This is a genomic window from Rhodococcus sp. NPDC057297 (assembly GCF_042667435.1).
Lineage (GTDB): Bacteria > Actinomycetota > Actinomycetes > Mycobacteriales > Mycobacteriaceae > Rhodococcoides.
Map to the genome: position 1 here is coordinate 798506 of NZ_JBHUZE010000002.1, position 17865 is coordinate 816370.

The 17865-nt window shown below is 63.2% G+C and carries 23 protein-coding genes; 18 read left to right on the top strand and 5 right to left on the bottom strand.

Going from position 1 to position 17865, the window contains the following annotated elements; genetic code table 11:
* Nucleotides 1-59: 59 nt before the first annotated feature.
* Genes ACFULT_RS09490 through ACFULT_RS09505 form a run of 4 tightly spaced genes read right to left on the bottom strand, consistent with a single transcriptional unit; the run spans nt 60 to nt 6328 of the window.
* Nucleotides 60-3206, bottom strand: coding sequence for a helicase HerA domain-containing protein (locus ACFULT_RS09490; protein ID WP_378481307.1), 3147 nt, complete (start codon nt 3204-3206; stop codon nt 60-62).
* Complete coding sequence (locus ACFULT_RS09495; protein ID WP_378481308.1) at nt 3203-3919, bottom strand: hypothetical protein; 717 nt, start codon at nt 3917-3919, stop codon at nt 3203-3205. The genes ACFULT_RS09490 and ACFULT_RS09495 overlap by 4 nt, the downstream gene beginning before the upstream one ends.
* Complete coding sequence (locus ACFULT_RS09500; RefSeq protein WP_094719160.1) at nt 3909-4946, bottom strand: endonuclease domain-containing protein; 1038 nt, start codon at nt 4944-4946, stop codon at nt 3909-3911. Before ACFULT_RS09500 ends, ACFULT_RS09495 begins: the two co-directional genes overlap by 11 nt.
* Nucleotides 4947-4987: 41 nt before the next feature.
* A complete protein-coding gene (locus tag ACFULT_RS09505) occupies nt 4988-6328 on the bottom strand; it encodes an AIM24 family protein (RefSeq protein ID WP_378481309.1) in 1341 nt (446 codons plus the stop codon).
* Nucleotides 6329-6576: 248 nt separating this feature from the next.
* Between ACFULT_RS09505 and rplN the strand changes: the two genes are divergently transcribed.
* The 14 genes from rplN to map all read left to right on the top strand — a co-directional run bounded on the left by rplN (nt 6577) and on the right by map (nt 15703).
* Entirely contained in the window at nt 6577-6945 is a 369-nt protein-coding gene (rplN, locus tag ACFULT_RS09510; RefSeq protein WP_008718280.1) for a 50S ribosomal protein L14, read from the top strand.
* Complete coding sequence (gene rplX / locus ACFULT_RS09515) at nt 6946-7263, top strand: 50S ribosomal protein L24 (RefSeq protein ID WP_019663557.1); 318 nt, start codon at nt 6946-6948, stop codon at nt 7261-7263.
* Between the two features lies 1 nt (nt 7264).
* A complete protein-coding gene (gene rplE / locus ACFULT_RS09520; protein WP_019663558.1) occupies nt 7265-7828 on the top strand; it encodes a 50S ribosomal protein L5 in 564 nt (187 codons plus the stop codon).
* 4 nt (nt 7829-7832) lie between these two features.
* On the top strand, nt 7833-8018 hold the full coding sequence (locus ACFULT_RS09525; protein ID WP_019663559.1) for a type Z 30S ribosomal protein S14: 186 nt from the start codon (nt 7833-7835) through the stop codon (nt 8016-8018).
* A gap of 230 nt (nt 8019-8248) precedes the next feature.
* On the top strand, nt 8249-9715 hold the full coding sequence (locus ACFULT_RS09530) for an APC family permease (protein ID WP_378481310.1): 1467 nt from the start codon (nt 8249-8251) through the stop codon (nt 9713-9715).
* A gap of 330 nt (nt 9716-10045) precedes the next feature.
* On the top strand, nt 10046-10444 hold the full coding sequence (gene rpsH, locus ACFULT_RS09535) for a 30S ribosomal protein S8 (protein WP_019663561.1): 399 nt from the start codon (nt 10046-10048) through the stop codon (nt 10442-10444).
* Between the two features lie 14 nt (nt 10445-10458).
* Entirely contained in the window at nt 10459-10998 is a 540-nt protein-coding gene (gene rplF / locus ACFULT_RS09540) for a 50S ribosomal protein L6 (RefSeq protein WP_378481311.1), read from the top strand.
* 1 nt (nt 10999) lies between these two features.
* The gene (gene rplR, locus ACFULT_RS09545) at nt 11000-11413 is read left to right on the top strand and encodes a 50S ribosomal protein L18 (protein WP_020111156.1); all 414 of its coding nucleotides are present in this window, start codon (nt 11000-11002) and stop codon (nt 11411-11413) included.
* A gap of 34 nt (nt 11414-11447) precedes the next feature.
* On the top strand, nt 11448-12110 hold the full coding sequence (gene rpsE / locus ACFULT_RS09550; RefSeq protein WP_037108938.1) for a 30S ribosomal protein S5: 663 nt from the start codon (nt 11448-11450) through the stop codon (nt 12108-12110).
* Nucleotides 12110-12289, top strand: coding sequence for a 50S ribosomal protein L30 (gene rpmD / locus ACFULT_RS09555; protein WP_037108932.1), 180 nt, complete (start codon nt 12110-12112; stop codon nt 12287-12289). The genes rpsE and rpmD overlap by 1 nt, the downstream gene beginning before the upstream one ends.
* Before the next feature lie 2 nt (nt 12290-12291).
* Nucleotides 12292-12735, top strand: a complete 444-nt coding sequence (gene rplO, locus ACFULT_RS09560) for a 50S ribosomal protein L15 (RefSeq protein WP_019663566.1) — start codon at nt 12292-12294, stop codon at nt 12733-12735.
* A gap of 297 nt (nt 12736-13032) precedes the next feature.
* On the top strand, nt 13033-14355 hold the full coding sequence (gene secY, locus ACFULT_RS09565) for a preprotein translocase subunit SecY (protein WP_019663567.1): 1323 nt from the start codon (nt 13033-13035) through the stop codon (nt 14353-14355).
* On the top strand, nt 14352-14906 hold the full coding sequence (locus tag ACFULT_RS09570; RefSeq protein WP_037108929.1) for an adenylate kinase: 555 nt from the start codon (nt 14352-14354) through the stop codon (nt 14904-14906). The genes secY and ACFULT_RS09570 overlap by 4 nt, the downstream gene beginning before the upstream one ends.
* Entirely contained in the window at nt 14906-15703 is a 798-nt protein-coding gene (gene map / locus ACFULT_RS09575; RefSeq protein ID WP_037108927.1) for a type I methionyl aminopeptidase, read from the top strand. Before ACFULT_RS09570 ends, map begins: the two co-directional genes overlap by 1 nt.
* Before the next feature lie 81 nt (nt 15704-15784).
* Here the strand turns inward: map and dtd are convergent, their stop codons facing one another.
* Nucleotides 15785-16222, bottom strand: coding sequence for a D-aminoacyl-tRNA deacylase (gene dtd, locus ACFULT_RS09580; RefSeq protein WP_037108925.1), 438 nt, complete (start codon nt 16220-16222; stop codon nt 15785-15787).
* 221 nt (nt 16223-16443) lie between these two features.
* Here dtd and infA point away from each other — a divergent pair, with 221 nt between their 5' ends.
* The 4 genes from infA (at nt 16444) to rpsK (ending at nt 17859) form a co-directional block, all read left to right on the top strand.
* Nucleotides 16444-16665 carry a translation initiation factor IF-1 gene (infA, locus tag ACFULT_RS09585; RefSeq protein WP_005140011.1) on the top strand — a complete coding sequence of 74 codons (222 nt, stop codon included), beginning with the start codon at nt 16444-16446 and terminating at the stop codon, nt 16663-16665.
* Between the two features lie 92 nt (nt 16666-16757).
* Nucleotides 16758-16871, top strand: a complete 114-nt coding sequence (gene rpmJ, locus ACFULT_RS09590; protein ID WP_025347279.1) for a 50S ribosomal protein L36 — start codon at nt 16758-16760, stop codon at nt 16869-16871.
* Between the two features lie 200 nt (nt 16872-17071).
* Nucleotides 17072-17446 carry a 30S ribosomal protein S13 gene (gene rpsM, locus ACFULT_RS09595; protein WP_019663573.1) on the top strand — a complete coding sequence of 125 codons (375 nt, stop codon included), beginning with the start codon at nt 17072-17074 and terminating at the stop codon, nt 17444-17446.
* Nucleotides 17446-17859 carry a 30S ribosomal protein S11 gene (gene rpsK / locus ACFULT_RS09600; protein WP_019663574.1) on the top strand — a complete coding sequence of 138 codons (414 nt, stop codon included), beginning with the start codon at nt 17446-17448 and terminating at the stop codon, nt 17857-17859. The genes rpsM and rpsK overlap by 1 nt, the downstream gene beginning before the upstream one ends.
* Nucleotides 17860-17865 lie beyond the last annotated feature (6 nt).

Sequence of the window (17865 nt, forward strand, 5' to 3'; positions counted from 1 at the left end):
CTGCTGCGAAAAAGCCCACTTCCTTTCGGAAGTGGGCTTTTTCGTGTCGTTGGAATGGTTCAGTTCGCCCGGGAGAGTCGCAGGACTTCCTCCTCGGTCGGAGGGCTCTTGGGGTGGTACGTCAGGCAGAGTGCCGTTGCTGTTCTGCGGAATTCGGTCCCCTCGACTGCGGCGTAGAACTGGCCGGTGGGCAGACGTGCAATATCGGGCACCGAGCCACCCTTCGCGCGAGCGATCTCCTGAGCGGTGTTGATCTGCACCGGGCTGTTGAGCAGACCGTAGAACTGAGTCGCCGCGTTTCCGGCTATGTGGGGATGCAAGCCTTTGGGGGCTTGGGTCGCGAACACCAGTCCGAGTCCGTACTTGCGTGCCTGCGACGCGAGCGCGAGTGTGCTTCTGGTAGCCGCAGTCGTACGGCCGGATGGGGCGAAGTTCTGCGCCTCGTCCATGACGAACAGCCCACCGAGTGGGCGATCTCCTGCGGGGTTGCGCTTGATCCAGGCGAACAGGCCCATCTGCAACTGGTTGACGAAATTGTGCTTCTGCTCGTCCGTCGTCAGCCAGCCGAGATTGATCACCGATACCCGCGCCTTCTTACCCGCAGCGGGGGTCAGAAGCACACCGGGGTCGACCGGCGTTCCTTCGCCGGCGAAGAGTGGATCGTTCGAGGCAGCAGCCTTGAGATTTTCCGCGAGACCGGACGCAATGCGCACTGCGTCGCGCATGTCGCTCGCACCCTCGGGAAAGTCTTCGAGTAGGTCGACGAAGCTGCCGAGTGTCCCGCCGCCGGATCCGCCGAACAGCACGAGCGCCTGCTTGAGAACGGCCCGGCCGTGCTTTGCCCGCGGCGACTCTCCTGTGACCATCGCGGCGGGAATGAGCGCAGACAGGGCCGATTCGACGGATGCGTCGAACTCGTCCTGGTCACCCACGACGGCCGCGAAGTCGGGCAAAGGTTGAAAACTGAGCGGGCGGCCGCTGGACTTACGGGGAGTCCAGACGACGATGTCGGTGTCGGTCAGATACGCGGCTGCTTTCGCCTCGTCGCCGGGCGGCCATGTGCGTTCGTCGGCGGGCCAGGGGGTGCCCAACCTCGCGAGGTCGTTGTTCACGTCGAGGACGATCGCCGAAACGCCCTGCAGCGCACACTCTTCGATGAGTCGACGGATCAGCACGGTCTTGCCCGAACCCGAGCCCGCGAACATCGCGGTGTGCTTCCGCAGCGCTTCGAGAGGCACCGTGACATCCGCGTTGGTACTGGTCTCCTGGCCGATCGAGATCGATGCGACTCGGGCCGGCGACACTGCGAGAGTGGGCGCCGGGGGTTCCGCTTCCTGTTCGATGAGGGCGCGGTCGTCGTCGACAACGCTGACCGCGGGCAACACAGTCTTGAACAGCTCGATCGAATGAGCGGGTTTGCGCACGAGCAACCACGAGGTCAACGCGGGTGAATTCTCTGCCACCAGCGTGCTCAACGCGGACAGTGAGCGTCGGTCATCCTCGGACAGCGGCACCTCGACGCCACCTGCACGGCGAAGTGCGGCAATTGTCTGCTCGGTCTTCGCTCCCGACGGCCACGGCGCGTTTCTGATGAGAATCAGACGGCGACGGGGCATGTCGATGTGTAGGCCCGCCGTCGACACGGCCCGCTCGACGCGCGCGAGAGCAGCCCGGGCGTTCGGCGAGGTGACCGCACGGAAGCACCAGTGCTCCTCGTCGTCGGTGTCGGTGTCGACGGTGTGGCGTAGGCGGGCGTGCAGAGCGGGCTTACCGCTGGGTGGCGGGTCCTGGGCAAGGCTGTCGTCGGAAGACTGGTGCTCGTGAATCCATGCGGTGAGGCCCGCAGACAGCAGAACCGGGACGAGAGAGTCCTCCGTATCGGGGACCAGAGGCGTCGAGACGTCGGCTCCGCGGCGAAGTTCTGCGTAGCGCTCGTCGAGAGCATCGAGTTCGCTGAGCCGTGCATGGGGGAGTTCACCTGGCGCCGCCGAGCCTGTTCGATCGGCAAAGGACGTCAGTTCCGACGCCTCGCCGGTGTCGAGGCAGTGCCTGATGTGACGGTCCACCGCGATGAGAAGCTGACGCGGTGTGAAGTCCGGGGCTTGGTCGAAAGCCTGAGCTGCGACCGGCCACGTCTGGTGTGGAGGCGCGAACCCTGCTTCGAGGAAGCACGCAGCCAGTCGCCGCCCGAGTAGAAGTCGACCGACCTCGGACGAGGGAATCGGTTTGAGAGGCTGAGTGACCCGAAAACGATCTCGCATCGGGGCAACGCCACGTGCTGCGATGAGCTCCCATGCGCTCGACAGGGCGGACAGCACCGATGCCGTCCTCGGGAGCGTCTCACGGAGTGACATCAACCCGTGCGCGAGGTGCTCGACAACTTTGTCTTCTTGTTCGTCGGCGGCTTGTTGATCCGATCCCGTCCGCGCTTGCGCAACGAGTGTGTCGATCTGATCGATCGCGAGGACCGTCGGCCCGGTGATCGCCAGAAGCCGAGAAATGTTCTCGGCGATTCCCTGGTGTCCGAGCTCGGCCCGGCGAATACCCCATGGCGCGAATTCCTGAGCGTCGACGTCGTCGATCGACTGCAAGTACGCGTCTCCGAGGTCCTGCACCGACGCATCGGGTGCAATCGAGAGAACGAGCGCTCGGAGTGTGTGTTGCGAGGTCCGACGATGCCGGGGATGGACCTTGTACACAGCCGTCACGAACTCGTCGAGTGTGGTCGGTTCGATCATGGATTCGCCCATGATCTGATGTCGCTGCTCGTCGGAGACCTGTCCGATCTCGCAGAGCCTGCGGAGCAGCAAAGACAGCTGGCTGTCCGTGCCCTCACCGGACGGACGCATGAGATCGTCGAGCATGCCCATCAGGGTCGAGCGCCAGAAGCCCGCGGCGTCGAGAAGGCGAATCAGGAAGAAATAGCCACCGCGACTCTGCACCTCTTCACGGACTTGGCCTAGCAGATGTGTCTTGCCGGAACCCGCGGGCCCACGGACCACGACACCGAGCGGGCTTGCATCGTCCGACGATTCGGCGTCGGAGTATGCGTTCATCACCTCGACGAATACTCGCTCGTGCATGCCCGGGACGTGAACGTTCGATTGAGAACGCCATACGTCGTCGGGAGTGGGCGCCCAGCTCAACCGGACCGATTCGAGTGCTCGGATCTGCTCTCGTGCCCCATCGTTACTCGTCAGTGTCACAGCTCGATCTCCAGAAGGTGGTTGCGCTGATTCCCGACTACGACGGCTGCGTCGTGATCCGCATCGGAGAGTGTCTTCTGGTTCTCCTCTGGGATCAACGACACGTCCGGCGCGCGCCGGAGGCGGACAAGGGCGTCGTCGAGCTCGTCTCGGGGGATGTCGGAGAGCTCCGTACGCAGGCGGGTGAGGCGAATCGGTCGTCCGGGCTCGGGTGCCAACCGGGCGTAGGCTTCGCGGATTCGAGCCTCGACCCCTGCTGGCTCGACCCCTGCTGGCTCGACCCCTGTTGTCTCGACCCCTGTTGTCTCGACCCCTGCTGGCTCGGCCGCAGACTGGGCGTCGGCGACCGCATCGGATGTCGGCCCACTGCGCGGGGAGAAGATCTCCGCGGGCCGGGTCTGCGACGTATCGAGCCAACGACGCAGTCCGGCCAGGACAGTGAACAGTGCCTTGCCCGCACCGGTCGGCCGCGCCGGGGGAGCGCCACCCATGAGATCACTGCAGAAGCGCCACCCTGCGTCGGTCAGCTCCAGCGTCATCGGGCGCACTGCGGTGTCCACACCGATCAGGCCCATCTTCGTCAGCTTGTCACGAGACGGCTTGTCGAGACTGGGTCCCAGGTTCTTCAACTCGGAATTCTTGACCGCAGTTGCCTCGGCCATCAACACCAGCAGGACGGCGGCCTCGGTGCCTGTCACGTCATCAGCGCTCAACGGTAGTTCCTTTCGATCGTCGTCGTGCCAGTGCTGCGCCGACGGTCGCGACCACATGCTCGTGGTCGTCGATCACCTGGCTGTTGGTGAAGCGCAACACGATAAATCCCTCGGTCTGAAGTTGGTTGTCTCGCATGCGGTCCGCGCCGAACTTCGTTGCCGCACGGTGTTCGTCACCATCGATCTCCACGACGACGCGTTCGGTTCGCCACAGTACGTCCACCGTGAAGGGGCTCGACAGTGAGCCGAGTCGCACTGCTCGGTTGTGCTCGCGGCCCGTTGCCCACGGCTGGTTGTCGAGTGCTCGGCAGAGAATCTTCTCCGGTTCGCTGCCGGGATGGGGGTGCCCGACGATCGGCGGATAGCTCAGCGGGCGGAATCGATCGACCACGGTGCTCACACCGATCGGCAAGGCGGCCGCAGTCACACGAACCGACGGAAATCTGTCGACGGCGGACACGTCGTCGCCTGAAATCCAGACTCCGATGCCGGCGCGAGCGCACAGCCACTCACTCGCTGTGGCGACGACGGACGGGTCGTAGGAGGTACCGACCACGAGCACGAGCGCCGCGCAGTGCTTGCCGTAAGCAGCCGCCACCAGGGAAGCAGAACCTGACGCTCTGGTCTCCAGTGGAATCCCATCGGCGTTCGGCGAAACCCCGGTAGCTGCTGCACTCGTGAGCCTCTCCAGATATGGTCCGAAATGCGAACTTTCGGCGGCTAGTCGACGAACCGCGACGCCTCTGGCGTCACCGTCGAGCGTGGACGTACCGCGAAACAGGTCGGACTCCGGGAGCCACAGCGCGGTCGTCTCGACGGCGGCTCGTTCGAGGGCGCTGACGACGTCTTCGACGAGGTCGCGGACGCCACGAGTGTGTGCAGCAGGCAATGCGAAGAACACGACCGCAGGTGCCCCCGCGGGCAGAGGATCGACGGATTCGGCCAGTTCCCGAACGGACGAACCGTGTAGCCGCACGACACGGTCCAGTGGTAACCCCGCCCACCACGACTCGATGTGTTCCCCCACCCCGTGAACCGTACCGAGTAATCGGCCTCGATGCCGATCGGTCACCGTCCGAGCAGACCTCCCAGCGCGCCGCCGACGCCCGCCTGTTCACCGCTGCCGCTGCCCCCGATCAGCCCGCCTGGAGGCTGCTCCGACGGCTGCACCACGACGAAGCCCTGCCCACCGAACTCCAGGGTGAACCGCTCGCCGGTGCTGCGCCCGATCAGTGTCCCGAGGCCGAAAGAATCGTTCTTCTTCACGCGGGTGGACAAGCTCGACGACCAGGCGACCGCGGCTTGCGGGTCCGCGAAGGTGGGCTGATCCACCTGAAGAACCACCGGCACTCCGTCGGTCGTGATGGCGATCCGACCGCGTCCACTGAAGACGCAGTTGAAGAAACCGGCGTTTCCGCCGGAAGCAGCACCCTGAACGCGTTTGACGTCGTAGGACAGGCTCGACTCGAATGCCAGGACGTTGGCGCCGTTGATCGTGAGGCCGTCGTTACCGTCCAGATCGATGAGGTGCACGTCCTGGGCGGCGTTGGCGAGAAACAGATCCCCGTGGCCGGATACCTTCATCAAGGGCACGCCCTCACCGGACAATGCCTGTTTGAGCGCCCGCCCGAGCCCGCCGGAGCCCTTCGCCTCGAAGTGAAGATCACCCTGATACGCGACCATGGAACCAGCTCTGGCCATGATGTCGCCGTTCATACCGATGCGACACATCTTGCTGCCCTGCTTCTGAATACCGGCCCCGGGCACTTCCGCGTGGGCGGGTGCGAACAGTTCGCTTCTCATAGGGAGGTGTCCTCCTGATGTCGGGGTGGGGGTCGGACTCGGGGTGGGGGTGGGGGTCGGACTCGGGGTGGGTTCGGGACTCGGGGTGTCGGCCGTCGGACTTTCGTCGTCGTCGATGGTGATCCCGAACGCGGTCGCTACACCGGCCAAACCGTCGGAAAAGCCCTGCCCGACGGCACGGATCTTCCAGGCGTCACCGCGTCGGTAGATCTCGAGACAGACGAGTGCATTCTCGGCGCCCAATGCGTCGGCCGGATACATGACGACGGTGGTCCCGGTGGAGTCGTCGACACTCGTCTCGACGGGCCCGGAGGCAGCGAACGTCGGTGCACCGGTGCCGTCGAGGGAGGCAGTGATGGCCACTGTCTCGACAGCTGCGGGGATTCGTTCGGGGTCGACGGTGATCCGGTGGCCGCTCGGGTCTCGGTGGTACTGCACTCCTGGGCCGGAAGGCTGGTTGTAGAAGATCAGGTCGTCGTCCGAGCGCACTTTGCCACCTGCGCCGAGCAGCAGTGCCGACACGTCGACTGCAGCCGAAGTCCGGAGCGTGACAGTCAACGTCCCAGAGGGAGCGGGGCAATTCTCCCCGCGGGCGAGGGTCTTCACGTGCTCCAGTGTGCACGACGTGCGGCGCGGTCCACAGGCGCAGTCCGCCATGCGTCGGGTAACCCGGAGATGTGAGGGATGCGTAGGTGTCGACCAGCCGCGATTTGGAATCGATCCGGTGCGTCCCCTACACTTGACCGGTTGCCTGTGGCAGCGGTGTGTCTTCGTGCGCCCGCTCCGCGGTAGCCGACCGCGCGTGTCGGGACGGAAATCCGGCACGTATGCACATCCAGGTCTAGGAGAAGTTTGTGATTCAGCAGGAGTCGCGAGTACGCGTTGCTGATAACACGGGCGCGAAGGAAATCCTTTGCATCCGCGTTCTCGGTGGCTCGTCACGTCGCTACGCCGGAATCGGCGACATCATCGTAGCTACGGTGAAGGACGCCATCCCCGGTGGAAACATCAAGAAGGGCGAGGTCGTCAAGGCGGTCATCGTCCGTACCGTCAAGGAGCGTCGTCGCCCGGACGGTTCGTACATCCGTTTCGACGAGAACGCTGCCGTGCTGATCAAGCCTGACAACGATCCTCGCGGAACCCGCATCTTCGGCCCGGTCGGCCGCGAGCTGCGTGAGAAGAAGTTCATGAAGATCGTCTCGCTCGCCCCGGAGGTGCTGTAAATGAAGGTGCACAAGGGCGACACCGTTCTCGTGATCGCCGGCAAGGACAAGGGCGCCAAGGGCAAGGTCATTCAGGCTTACCCCGCTGACTCCAAGGTCCTCGTCGAGGGCGTGAACCGGATCAAGAAGCACACCGCGGTCTCCGCGAACCAGCGTGGCGCATCCTCGGGCGGAATCGTCACGCAGGAAGCCCCGATCCACGTATCGAACGTTGCAGTCATCGACTCGGACGGAAACCCCACTCGCGTGGGCTACCGGACCGACGAAGAGACCGGCAAGCGCGTTCGTGTTTCCCGGAAGAACGGGAAGGACATCTGAGATGACTACCACTGAGAACACGCAGCCCCGGCTGAAGGCGCGCTACCGCGCCGAGATCAAGGACGCCCTGAACACCGAGTTCGCATACGACAACGTCATGCAGATCCCCGGTGTCGTCAAGGTCGTCGTCAACATGGGTGTCGGCGACGCCGCCCGTGACGCGAAGCTGATCAACGGTGCAGTTGCCGACCTGGCAGCGATCACCGGCCAGAAGCCGGAGATCCGCAAGGCCCGCAAGTCCATCGCACAGTTCAAGCTCCGCGAAGGAATGCCCATCGGTGCCCGCGTCACGCTTCGCGGCGACCGCATGTGGGAGTTCCTGGACCGCCTGACCTCCATTGCCCTTCCCCGAATCAGGGACTTCCGCGGCCTTTCCGGCACGCAGTTCGACGGCAACGGCAACTACACGTTCGGCCTCAACGAGCAGTCGATGTTCCACGAGATCGACGTGGACAAGATCGATCGTCCGCGCGGCATGGACATCACCGTGGTGACCACCGCAACCAACAACGAAGAAGGCCGCGCGCTGCTCAAGCACCTCGGCTTCCCGTTCAAGGAGAACTGAGTCCATGGCGAAGAAGGCATTGGTCAACAAGGCCAACAAGAAGCCGAAGTTCGCAGTGCGTGGCTACACGCGTTGCAACCGCTGCGGCCGTCCCCACTCCGTGTTCCGCAAGTTCGGCCTGTGCCGTATCTGCGTTCGCGAAATGGCGCACCGCGGAGAACTCCCCGGCGTTCACAAGAGCTCCTGGTGACCTCGAGGCCCTGAAAACGGCAATGTCTCAGGGCCTCGCGTAGTTACCACGCTGACGCATCACGCTGACGGGCGTGGGTTCCGAAAGGAACCCACGCCCGTTTTTCGTGTGCGCCCTCTGCCTGCACTATCGACCTCGATCGACCCGGCCGCAACGGGTGGACGTTTCGAGTATCCAGACCCCGCCTGCAGGTCTATCGTGAACCGAACCGACGCTTTCGGAGGTTCGCCATGGCAACACTGAAGCACGACGAAGCGCAAGAAGAACAAGGCGAACTGAAACGCGTCCTCGGGCCAGGGCTACTGCTCCTGTTCATCGTCGGCGACATCCTCGGTGCAGGTGTGTACGCCGTCACGGGCGACATGATCTCCAACGTCGGTGGTATCGCGTGGGTACCGTTCGTGCTCGCATTCGTCGTCGCGACACTCACAGCCTTTTCCTACCTGGAACTGGTGACGAAATACCCGCAGGCCGCGGGCGCGGCTCTGTACACCCACAAAGCTTTCGGAATTCATTTCGCGACATTCATCGTGGCTTTCGCCGTGATCTGTTCGGGCATCACCAGCGCGGCCACATCGTCGAACGTCGTGGCAGGCAATTTGCTCGCCGGGCTACACGAAACATTCAGCACCACAGACGGACTCGGTTGGTTCGACATCCCGACAGGCTCGACGGCTCAACTCGTCGTCGCACTGTTGTTCATGGGTTTTCTCGCTGCGATCAACCTCAGAGGCGTCGGCGAATCCGTGAAATTCAACGTTGTGCTGACGGGTATCGAAATGGCCGCGCTGGCAATTGTCATCGTGATCGGATTCGTCGCGGTGGGCCGGGGGAGTGCCGAGGGCGATATCGCCAACCTCGTGGTGTTCGAGGACCAGAACGAGAAAGGCATGTTTCTCGCGGTGACGGTCGCCACGACGATCGCGTTCTTCGCCATGGTCGGTTTCGAGGATTCCGTGAACATGGTCGAGGAGACGAAAGAGCCGCAGAAGATCTTTCCGAAGATGATGTTGTCCGGTCTCGGAATCGCCTGCCTGATCTACGTGTTGGTCGTTGTCGCGGTCATCGCCGTTCTACCGCTGAACTACGACTCGGGAAGTGAAGGAATTCTGTTGCACGTGGTGCGCGTCGGCGCGCCGAGTCTCCCCATCGACGAGATCTTCCCGTACATGACGGTCTTCGCCGTGGCCAATACTGCACTCATCAACATGTTGATGGCCAGCAGATGCGTTTACGGTCTCGCCCGTCAGCGAGTCCTGCCGACGGCGCTCGGAGCGGTGCTTCCGAAACGCCGGTCACCCTGGACCGCAATCCTTTTCACCACGCTGCTCGCGGTGGTGCTGATCATCGTGGTCAATCGGTTGTCCGGTAATTCGGTGGTCAGCGCACTGTCGGGAACCACCGGCTTGCTGCTGCTCGGTGTCTTCGCCGTGGTGAACGTCGCCTGCCTGGTGCTGAAGCAACGGGCGGACAAGACGTTCTTCCGTGCGCCGTTCTGGGTGCCGGTCGCGGGAGCAGTGCTGTGTCTGTTCCTGGTGGGACCGTGGGCTCGAACCGATTCGCAGATGATTCAATACAAGATCGCCGGTGCCATGCTGCTGCTCGGCGTCGTCCTGTGGGCGGTCACCTACATCGTCAACCGAGCAACGGGGCAGGGTGCGCCGCGCATCGACGTCGACAGGCTGGATCAGGACTGAGTACGAACGATTTGGAGTTTGCCCACCGGTTGCCTACACTAGTGCGGTTGCCCGGGCTTCGTCGTGCCTGCACACGAGTCCTTGCAATACAGACGCAACCTCGAGTTCTTCGCACGCGGCATCACCACGCGGAAGCTCGAAACACCTGGCAGTGCAGCGATGCATTGCTTGGAGCGCAACCCCTGACCGGCAACAGTCGGTCAGGACATGTTCACTTCGTTGTAGGCCCACGATGTGACGAGCCAGGCCCGGGTTGTTCGCCAACCCAGGGGGCACCAGCTCGCACGTGTTGCATGGGAACCGCTGCGAGAAAGGTGCACAGGTCACACCATGACGATGACCGATCCAATTGCAGACTTCTTGACCCGTCTGCGCAACGCCAACTCGGCGTACCACGACCAGGTGAAGCTTCCCCACTCGAAGCTGAAGGCGAACATCGCCGACATCCTGAAGCGTGAGGGCTACATCGCTGATTTCCGCACCGAAGACGCCGAGGTCGGCAAGACCCTCATCGTCGATCTGAAGTACGGGCCCAGCCGTGAGCGCAGCCTCGCAGGCGTGCGTCGTATCTCGAAGCCTGGTCTTCGCGTATACGCAAAATCCACCAATCTGCCCAAGGTTCTCGGCGGCCTGGGCGTGGCGATCATCTCCACGTCCACCGGTCTGCTCACGGAACGTCAGGCGGCCAAGCAGGGTGTGGGCGGAGAAGTCCTCGCCTACGTCTGGTAGGGGAGGCCACCACCATGTCACGTATTGGAAAATTGCCGGTCGCGGTCCCCGCGGGCGTCGACATCACGATCGACGGCCAGAACGTCGCGGTCAAGGGCCCCAAGGGCGCCCTGAGCCTGACGATCGCCGAGCCCATCCAGATCGCACGCGCGGATGACGGCAGCATTGCCGTGACCCGCCCCGACGACGAGCGTCGTAGCCGTGCACTGCACGGTCTCTCGCGCACCCTGGTCGCGAACCTCATCACCGGTGTCACCAACGGTTACACCACCAAGATGGAGATTCACGGCGTCGGTTACCGAACGGTGCTGAAGGGCAGAGACCTCGAATTCGCACTCGGATACAGCCACCCTGTGCTGATCGAGGCGCCGGAAGGCATCACCTTCACGGTCGAGTCGCCCACGCGTTTCACCATCACCGGTATCGACAAGCAGGCAGTCGGCCAGATCGCTGCCAACATTCGTCGTCTGCGGCGTCCGGACCCGTACAAGGGCAAGGGCATCCGCTACGAGGGTGAAGTTATCCGCCGCAAGGTCGGAAAGACGGGTAAGTGATATGAGCCAGCAAACAGCAGACAAGGCGAAGGTCGACCGCACGCCTCGCGGCACGGACATCTCGACGAAGCGTCGCCTCTCGAAGGCGCGTCGCCACTTCCGTCTCCGCAAGAAGATCTCCGGAACGCCCGAGCGTCCTCGCTTGGTCGTCAACCGCTCTTCGCGCCACATCCACGTTCAGCTCGTCGACGATCTGGCAGGCCACACGCTGGCTTCCGCATCGACGATCGAAGCCGACGTGCGTGCGCTCGACGGAGACAAGAAGGCACAGAGCGCAAAGGTCGGCGAGCTCATCGCCAGCCGCGCCAAGGCAGCTGGAATCGACGCGGTCGTCTTCGACCGTGGCGGCAACAGCTACAGCGGCCGCATCGCGGCTCTGGCCGATGCCGCTCGCGAAGGCGGGTTGGCATTCTGATGATGACTGCAACTGACAACGGAAGGACAGCCTGATGCCGGGACGTCAACGGCGTGACGGCGGAAATGGCCCCGCCGGACAGAACAGTGGACCCAACAGTGGTGGCGACAACCGCGGCGACAACCGTGGTGGACGCGACCGCCGTGACAACTCGCGTGGCGGAAACGCTGCCGAGAAGTCGAACTTCATCGAGCGCGTAGTCGCGATCAACCGCGTCTCCAAGGTCGTCAAGGGTGGTCGTCGCTTCAGCTTCACCGCCCTCGTCATCGTCGGAGACGGCAACGGCTTGGTCGGCGTCGGCTACGGCAAGGCCAAGGAAGTTCCCGCAGCCATTCAGAAGGGTGTCGAAGAGGCCCGCAAGAGCTTCTTCCGCGTCCCGATGATCGGCGGCACCATCACGCACCCCGTCCAGGGTGAGGCAGCAGCAGGCGTCGTCATGCTCCGCCCGGCCAGCGCCGGTACCGGTGTCATCGCCGGTGGTGCTGTTCGCGCCGTGCTGGAGTGCGCAGGCATCCACGACGTGTTGTCGAAGTCGCTCGGTAGCGACAACGCCATCAACGTCGTTCACGCCACCGTCGCAGCCCTCAAGGAACTGCAGCGTCCCGAGGAAGTCGCGGCTCGCCGTGGCCTCACCCTCGAAGAGGTTGCACCTGCCGGAATGCTGCGTGCGCGTGCACAGGCAGGAGCGGTGAAGTAATGGCACAGCTGAAGGTCACTCAGATCAAGAGCACCATCGGCCAGAAGTCGAACCAGCGGGACAGCCTGCGGACCCTCGGACTCAAAGGCATCCGCCAGTCCGTCCTCCGCGAAGACACCCCGCAGACTCGCGGACTGGTCAACGTGGTGCGCCACCTCGTAACAGTTGAGGAGGTCTAACCATGACCATCAAACTGCACCACCTGCGCCCCGCACCCGGATCCAAGTCGGCGAAGATTCGCGTCGGCCGTGGTGAAGGTGGCAAGCGTGGCAAGACCGCAGGTCGCGGTACCAAGGGAACCGGTGCACGCAAGAACGTGCCGGCACGCTTCGAGGGCGGCCAGATGCCCCTTCACATGCGTCTCCCGAAGCTCAAGGGCTTCACCAACCCGAACCGTGTCGAGTTCCAGGTCGTGAACCTTCGCGACATCGAGCGCCTGTTCCCCGAGGGTGGCCAGATCAGCATCGCTGACCTGATCGCCAAGGGCGCAGTCCGCAAGAACGAGCCCGTCAAGGTTTTGGGCGACGGCAAGCTGACCGTCAAGGTCGACATCTCCGTCAACAAGTTCACCGGTTCCGCCAAGGAAAAGATCGCCGCTGCCGGCGGTTCTGCAACCGAGGTATAGCCGCTGAGTCGACTCAGGTCGAGTGAGCACACAGTGTGACGATGGCCGCAGCGGCAACCCTTTTCGAGGGGCACGCTGCGGCCATCGCTGCCAGTGCGGCAGGTCGCCGGCCGACCGTTCGGGTCGTCCGTGGACTGTCCGTCCGGCGGATCGCCGCGCACTGTTAGAGTTCTAGAGTTACGTGAACATGCGTTTCATGCGGACGACCCATGTCGTGCGCAGTCCAAGATCGAACAGCCTAGAGCCTGGTGGCTCGATGCATGTTTCGATGCCATCGCAGTCGTGCCAGGAGGATCTTTGCTTTCCGCCTTCGTGTCGGCCCTCAGGACCCCTGACCTGAGACGGAAGATCCTTTTCACACTCGGTCTGGTCGCCCTGTACCGCTTCGGCGCTACGCTTCCGTCCCCGGGTGTGGATTACGCCAACGTCCGAGCCTGCATCGACCAGGTGTCCGGTGGCGACCAAGCGGGCATCTACTCGCTCATCAACCTTTTCTCCGGCGGTGCGCTGCTGCAGCTGTCGGTGTTCGCGATCGGCATCATGCCGTACATCACGGCCAGCATCATCGTTCAGCTCCTGACGGTCGTCATCCCTAAGTTCGAGCAACTCCGCAAGGAGGGCCAGTCCGGCCAGGCGAAGATGACGCAGTACACGCGTTACCTGTCGATCGCACTCGCGATCCTGCAGGCGACCGGCCTCGTCGCTCTCGCCTCACGCGGACAGCTCCTTCAGGGATGCCAGCAGGACATCATCGCCGATCAGTCGATCTTCGGTCTGGTCATCATCGTTCTCGTCATGACCGCAGGTGCGGCCGTGGTGATGTGGTTCGGTGAAGTCATCACCGAACGTGGTGTCGGCAACGGTATGTCGCTCCTCATCTTCGCCGGCATCGCATCTCGCATCCCGTCCGAGGGAAAGTCCATCCTCGACAGCCGCGGCGGCCTGGTCTTCGCGCTCGTCTGCGTCGCTGCGTTCCTCATCATCGCCGGCGTGGTGTTCGTCGAGCAGGGTCAGCGCCGAATTCCCGTCCAGTACGCCAAGCGCATGGTGGGCCGGAAGATGTACGGCGGCTCGTCGACGTACCTGCCGCTGAAGGTCAACCAGGCCGGCGTCATCCCGGTGATCTTCGCGTCCTCGCTTCTGTACCTACCGAACTTGATCGCCCAGCTCACGTCCGCAAGCACCGCCGTGGACCCCAGTTGGTGGCAGCGAATCATCAACGAGTATCTGGTGAATCCGGCGAACCCGGTCTACATCGCCATCTACTTCGGCCTCATCGTCTTCTTCACATATTTCTACGTCGCCATCACCTTCAACCCAGAAGAACGTGCCGACGAGATGAAGAAGTTCGGAGGCTTCATCCCCGGAATCCGTCCGGGCAGGCCGACCGCCGATTATCTGAATTACGTCCTCAGCCGCATCACCCTGCCGGGCGCTATCTACCTGGGCACCATCGCCGTGCTGCCCAACCTGTTCCTCGACATCGGAAGCTCCGGCGGCGCGCAGAACCTGCCGTTCGGTGGCACCGCCGTGCTGATCATGGTCAGCGTCGGCCTCGATACCGTGAAGCAGATCGAAAGTCAGTTGATGCAGCGTAACTACGAAGGGTTCCTCAAGTGAGACTCGTTCTTCTTGGTCCTCCCGGTGCAGGCAAAGGCACCCAAGCAGCAGTCCTGTCGGAGAAGCTGGGTGTTCCCCACATCTCGACCGGCGATCTGTTTCGCGCCAACATCGGTGAGAAGACCCCACTGGGAATCGAAGCGAAGAAGTACCTCGACGCCGGTGATCTCGTGCCGAGCGAGCTGACCGTCGACATGGTCCGCAGCCGCCTCGCAGAGCCGGACGCCGTGAACGGGTTCCTGCTCGACGGTTTCCCTCGCTCCGTCGGCCAGGCGGAAGCGCTGGTCGGAATTCTCTCCGATCTCGGCGCCGAGCTCGATGCCGTTCTGTCCTTCGTCGTGGACGAGGACGTCGTGGTCGAGCGCATGCTCGCTCGCGGACGCGAGGACGACAAGGAAGACGTCATCCGCAATCGCCTCAAGGTCTACCGCGACGAGACCGCACCGTTGCTGGACTACTACACGAACCAGATCGTGACCGTCGACGCGATCGGGGACGTCGAGGAAGTCAGCGCTCGTGCGCTGAAAGCGATCGAGGGCAACGACAAGTAATGGCGTTCGGTCGTAAGCGCAAGGTAGTGCCGTTCCGCAGCCCCGGCGAACTCGACGCCATGGCTGCGGCCGGCGCCGTAGTAGGCGCCGCGCTGGTTGCCGTGCGCGACGCGGCCAAGCCAGGTGTCTCGACGTTGGAGCTGGACCGCGTCGCGGAAGCTGTCATCCGTGACGCGGGCGCAGTTCCGTCCTTCCTGGGTTACCACGGGTTCACCGGCAGCATCTGTTCGTCGGTGAACGACCGTGTGGTTCACGGAATCCCCTCCGCGGCAGACGTCCTCGTCACCGGCGACCTGATCTCGATCGACTGCGGCGCAATTCTCGACGGCTGGCACGGTGATTCCGCCTGGACGTTCGGCGTCGGCGACATAATCGAAGCCGACCAGTTGCTCAGCGAGGCCACGAGGTTGTCGATGGAGGCAGGCATCGCTGCGATGCTGCCGGGTAACCGGCTCACCGACGTCTCGCACGCAATCGAGAACGGAACGCATGCGGCTGAGGAGTCGCACGGCCGCAAATACGGAATTGTCGACGGCTACGGTGGCCACGGCATCGGCCGCGAGATGCACATGGAACCGTTTCTGGCCAACGAAGGCGCTCCGGGCAAAGGCCCCGAACTCGTGGTCGGGTCGACTCTCGCGATCGAACCGATGCTGACGCTCGGTACGTACGAGACGGAGATTCTCGACGACGAATGGACTGTCGTCACCACCGACGGCTCCCGCGCCGCTCACTGGGAGCACACCGTCGCCGTCACCGAGGACGGGCCCCGCATTCTGACCTTGCGGCCGGAGTAACACACAAGGCGGAGTACTTCGACGCTCGAGTACTTCGACGCGCGAGTACTTCGACGCGCGAGTACTTCGACGCGCGAGTAGTTACAGTTCGAGAGTGATGGTCACCGGTCCGTCGTTGACCAGCGACACTTTCATGTGCGCCCCGAATCGTCCGGTCTCGACGGTGGCGCCGAGGTCACGCAGTCGATGTACGACACGATCGACCAGTGGTTCGGCAACCGAACCAGGCGCAGCCTGATTCCACGACGGTCGGCGTCCTTTTGCCGTGTTGGCGTAGAGCGTGAATTGGCTGATCACCAGGATCGGCGCGAATTCGTCGGCTGCTGACTTCTCACCGTCGAGAATTCGCATCCGCCATATCTTGTCCGCCACCGCGTCGGCGACGTGTGCGTCGTCGGAGTGCGTGACGCCGACGAGGACGACCAGGCCCTGGACCCCGTCGGCAGGTGTCAGAGAGCCGACCACGTCGTTCCCCACCGTGACGGATGCTTCCGACACCCGTTGAATGACTGCGCGCATCAACCGAGCTTGCCACGGATGATCACGTCATTTGGCCTGGTGCGACTTTGCCGGTAGCATAGGTCGGCGGTGCGCTCTGCGTTCCGGTTGTTCGCATGCCTGCGCAAGCCGGCGGTAGTTCGACCGGTTCATTCCCCGAACTTCGGTCGGTGGCCAGTGAGCATCACGGTAACGCAAAACAGATGCAATCAACCAGGTGTAAAGCCAGGGACGCGGAGGATATGGCTAAGAAAGACGGTGCCATCGAGGTCGAGGGCCGGGTAGTCGAACCCTTGCCCAATGCGATGTTTCGCATTGAGCTCGAGAACGGCCACAAGGTGCTCGCACACATCAGTGGAAAGATGCGCCAGCACTACATTCGCATCCTCCCCGAGGATCGCGTCGTAGTGGAGCTCTCTCCGTACGACCTCACGCGTGGACGCATCGTTTACCGCTACAAGTAACAAGCTTCTCCGGCCAGGTCCGGTCGGAGAGAACCATGCTCGCGACGTACCGCTGTGCGGTGCGCGAGGGCTACACACAGGAGATCAACGACGTGAAGGTTCAGCCGAGCGTCAAGAAGATCTGCGAGAAGTGCAAGGTGATTCGTCGTAACGGGCGAGTCATGGTCATCTGCGACAACCTGCGTCACAAGCAGCGTCAGGGATAACCACCGAGCATTCGCGTTTCTGCTTGGCACATAGCTAGAAGAAGACCTCCCAGCACCAACCGCAACACTCGCGTTGCGGCACACCCCCGGCACGGAGGCCGGGGCCCCACTGAGTTTTGGAGAGCCGCAAGGTTCTCGGCAGTACAGAGGCACAGGGGACGGACTGGGAGCAGACCTCCGGACATGAAAAGGATTGCCACATGGCACGTCTCGCAGGTGTGGATCTGCCGCGCGAAAAGCGCATGGAGATCGCACTGACTTACATCTACGGCGTCGGCCGTACCCGCTCGAAGGAGATCCTCGACGCAACCGGCGTGAGCCCGGATCTGCGCTCGAAGGATCTGTCCGACGAAGATCTGACCAAGCTCCGCGAGTACATCGAGGAGTCCCTCAAGGTCGAGGGCGACCTGCGCCGCGAGGTGCAGGCCGACATCCGTCGCAAGATCGAAATCGGCTGCTACCAGGGCCTTCGCCACCGTCGTGGTCTGCCCGTACGTGGACAGCGCACCAAGACCAATGCGCGCACCCGTAAGGGCCCCAAGCGCACCATTGCCGGCAAGAAGAAGGCGAAGTAATGCCCCCTAAAGCACGCGGTACAGGCCCGAAGAAGACGCAGAAGACGCGTCGCAGGGACAAGAAGAACGTCCCGCACGGATCTGCGCACATCAAGAGCACGTTCAACAACACGATCGTGTCGATCACCGACCCGGCAGGCAACGTCATCTCGTGGGCGTCGTCGGGACACGTGGGCTTCAAGGGCTCGCGTAAGTCGACTCCGTTCGCCGCGCAGCTCGCAGCCGAGAACGCTGCCCGCAAGGCGCAGGAGCACGGCGTCAAGAAGGTCGACGTGTTCGTCAAGGGTCCCGGCTCCGGCCGTGAGACCGCTATCCGTTCGCTCCAGGCTGCTGGCCTGGAGGTCGGCACCATCTCCGATGTCACCCCTCAGCCGCACAACGGCTGCCGTCCGCCCAAGCGGCGTCGGGTCTAGCGGGAA

Coding starts and splice junctions, on each gene's coding strand:
- rplX (WP_019663557.1), top strand. CDS start 6,946: ATGAAGGTGCACAAGGGCGACACCGTTCTCGTGATCGCCGGCAAGGAC.
- rplE (WP_019663558.1), top strand. CDS start 7,265: ATGACTACCACTGAGAACACGCAGCCCCGGCTGAAGGCGCGCTACCGC.
- ACFULT_RS09525 (WP_019663559.1), top strand. CDS start 7,833: ATGGCGAAGAAGGCATTGGTCAACAAGGCCAACAAGAAGCCGAAGTTC.
- ACFULT_RS09530 (WP_378481310.1), top strand. CDS start 8,249: ATGGCAACACTGAAGCACGACGAAGCGCAAGAAGAACAAGGCGAACTG.
- rpsH (WP_019663561.1), top strand. CDS start 10,046: ATGACGATGACCGATCCAATTGCAGACTTCTTGACCCGTCTGCGCAAC.
- rplF (WP_378481311.1), top strand. CDS start 10,459: ATGTCACGTATTGGAAAATTGCCGGTCGCGGTCCCCGCGGGCGTCGAC.
- rplR (WP_020111156.1), top strand. CDS start 11,000: ATGAGCCAGCAAACAGCAGACAAGGCGAAGGTCGACCGCACGCCTCGC.
- rpsE (WP_037108938.1), top strand. CDS start 11,448: ATGCCGGGACGTCAACGGCGTGACGGCGGAAATGGCCCCGCCGGACAG.
- rpmD (WP_037108932.1), top strand. CDS start 12,110: ATGGCACAGCTGAAGGTCACTCAGATCAAGAGCACCATCGGCCAGAAG.
- rplO (WP_019663566.1), top strand. CDS start 12,292: ATGACCATCAAACTGCACCACCTGCGCCCCGCACCCGGATCCAAGTCG.
- map (WP_037108927.1), top strand. CDS start 14,906: ATGGCGTTCGGTCGTAAGCGCAAGGTAGTGCCGTTCCGCAGCCCCGGC.
- dtd (WP_037108925.1), bottom strand. CDS start 16,222: ATGCGCGCAGTCATTCAACGGGTGTCGGAAGCATCCGTCACGGTGGGG.
- infA (WP_005140011.1), top strand. CDS start 16,444: ATGGCTAAGAAAGACGGTGCCATCGAGGTCGAGGGCCGGGTAGTCGAA.
- rpsM (WP_019663573.1), top strand. CDS start 17,072: ATGGCACGTCTCGCAGGTGTGGATCTGCCGCGCGAAAAGCGCATGGAG.
- rpsK (WP_019663574.1), top strand. CDS start 17,446: ATGCCCCCTAAAGCACGCGGTACAGGCCCGAAGAAGACGCAGAAGACG.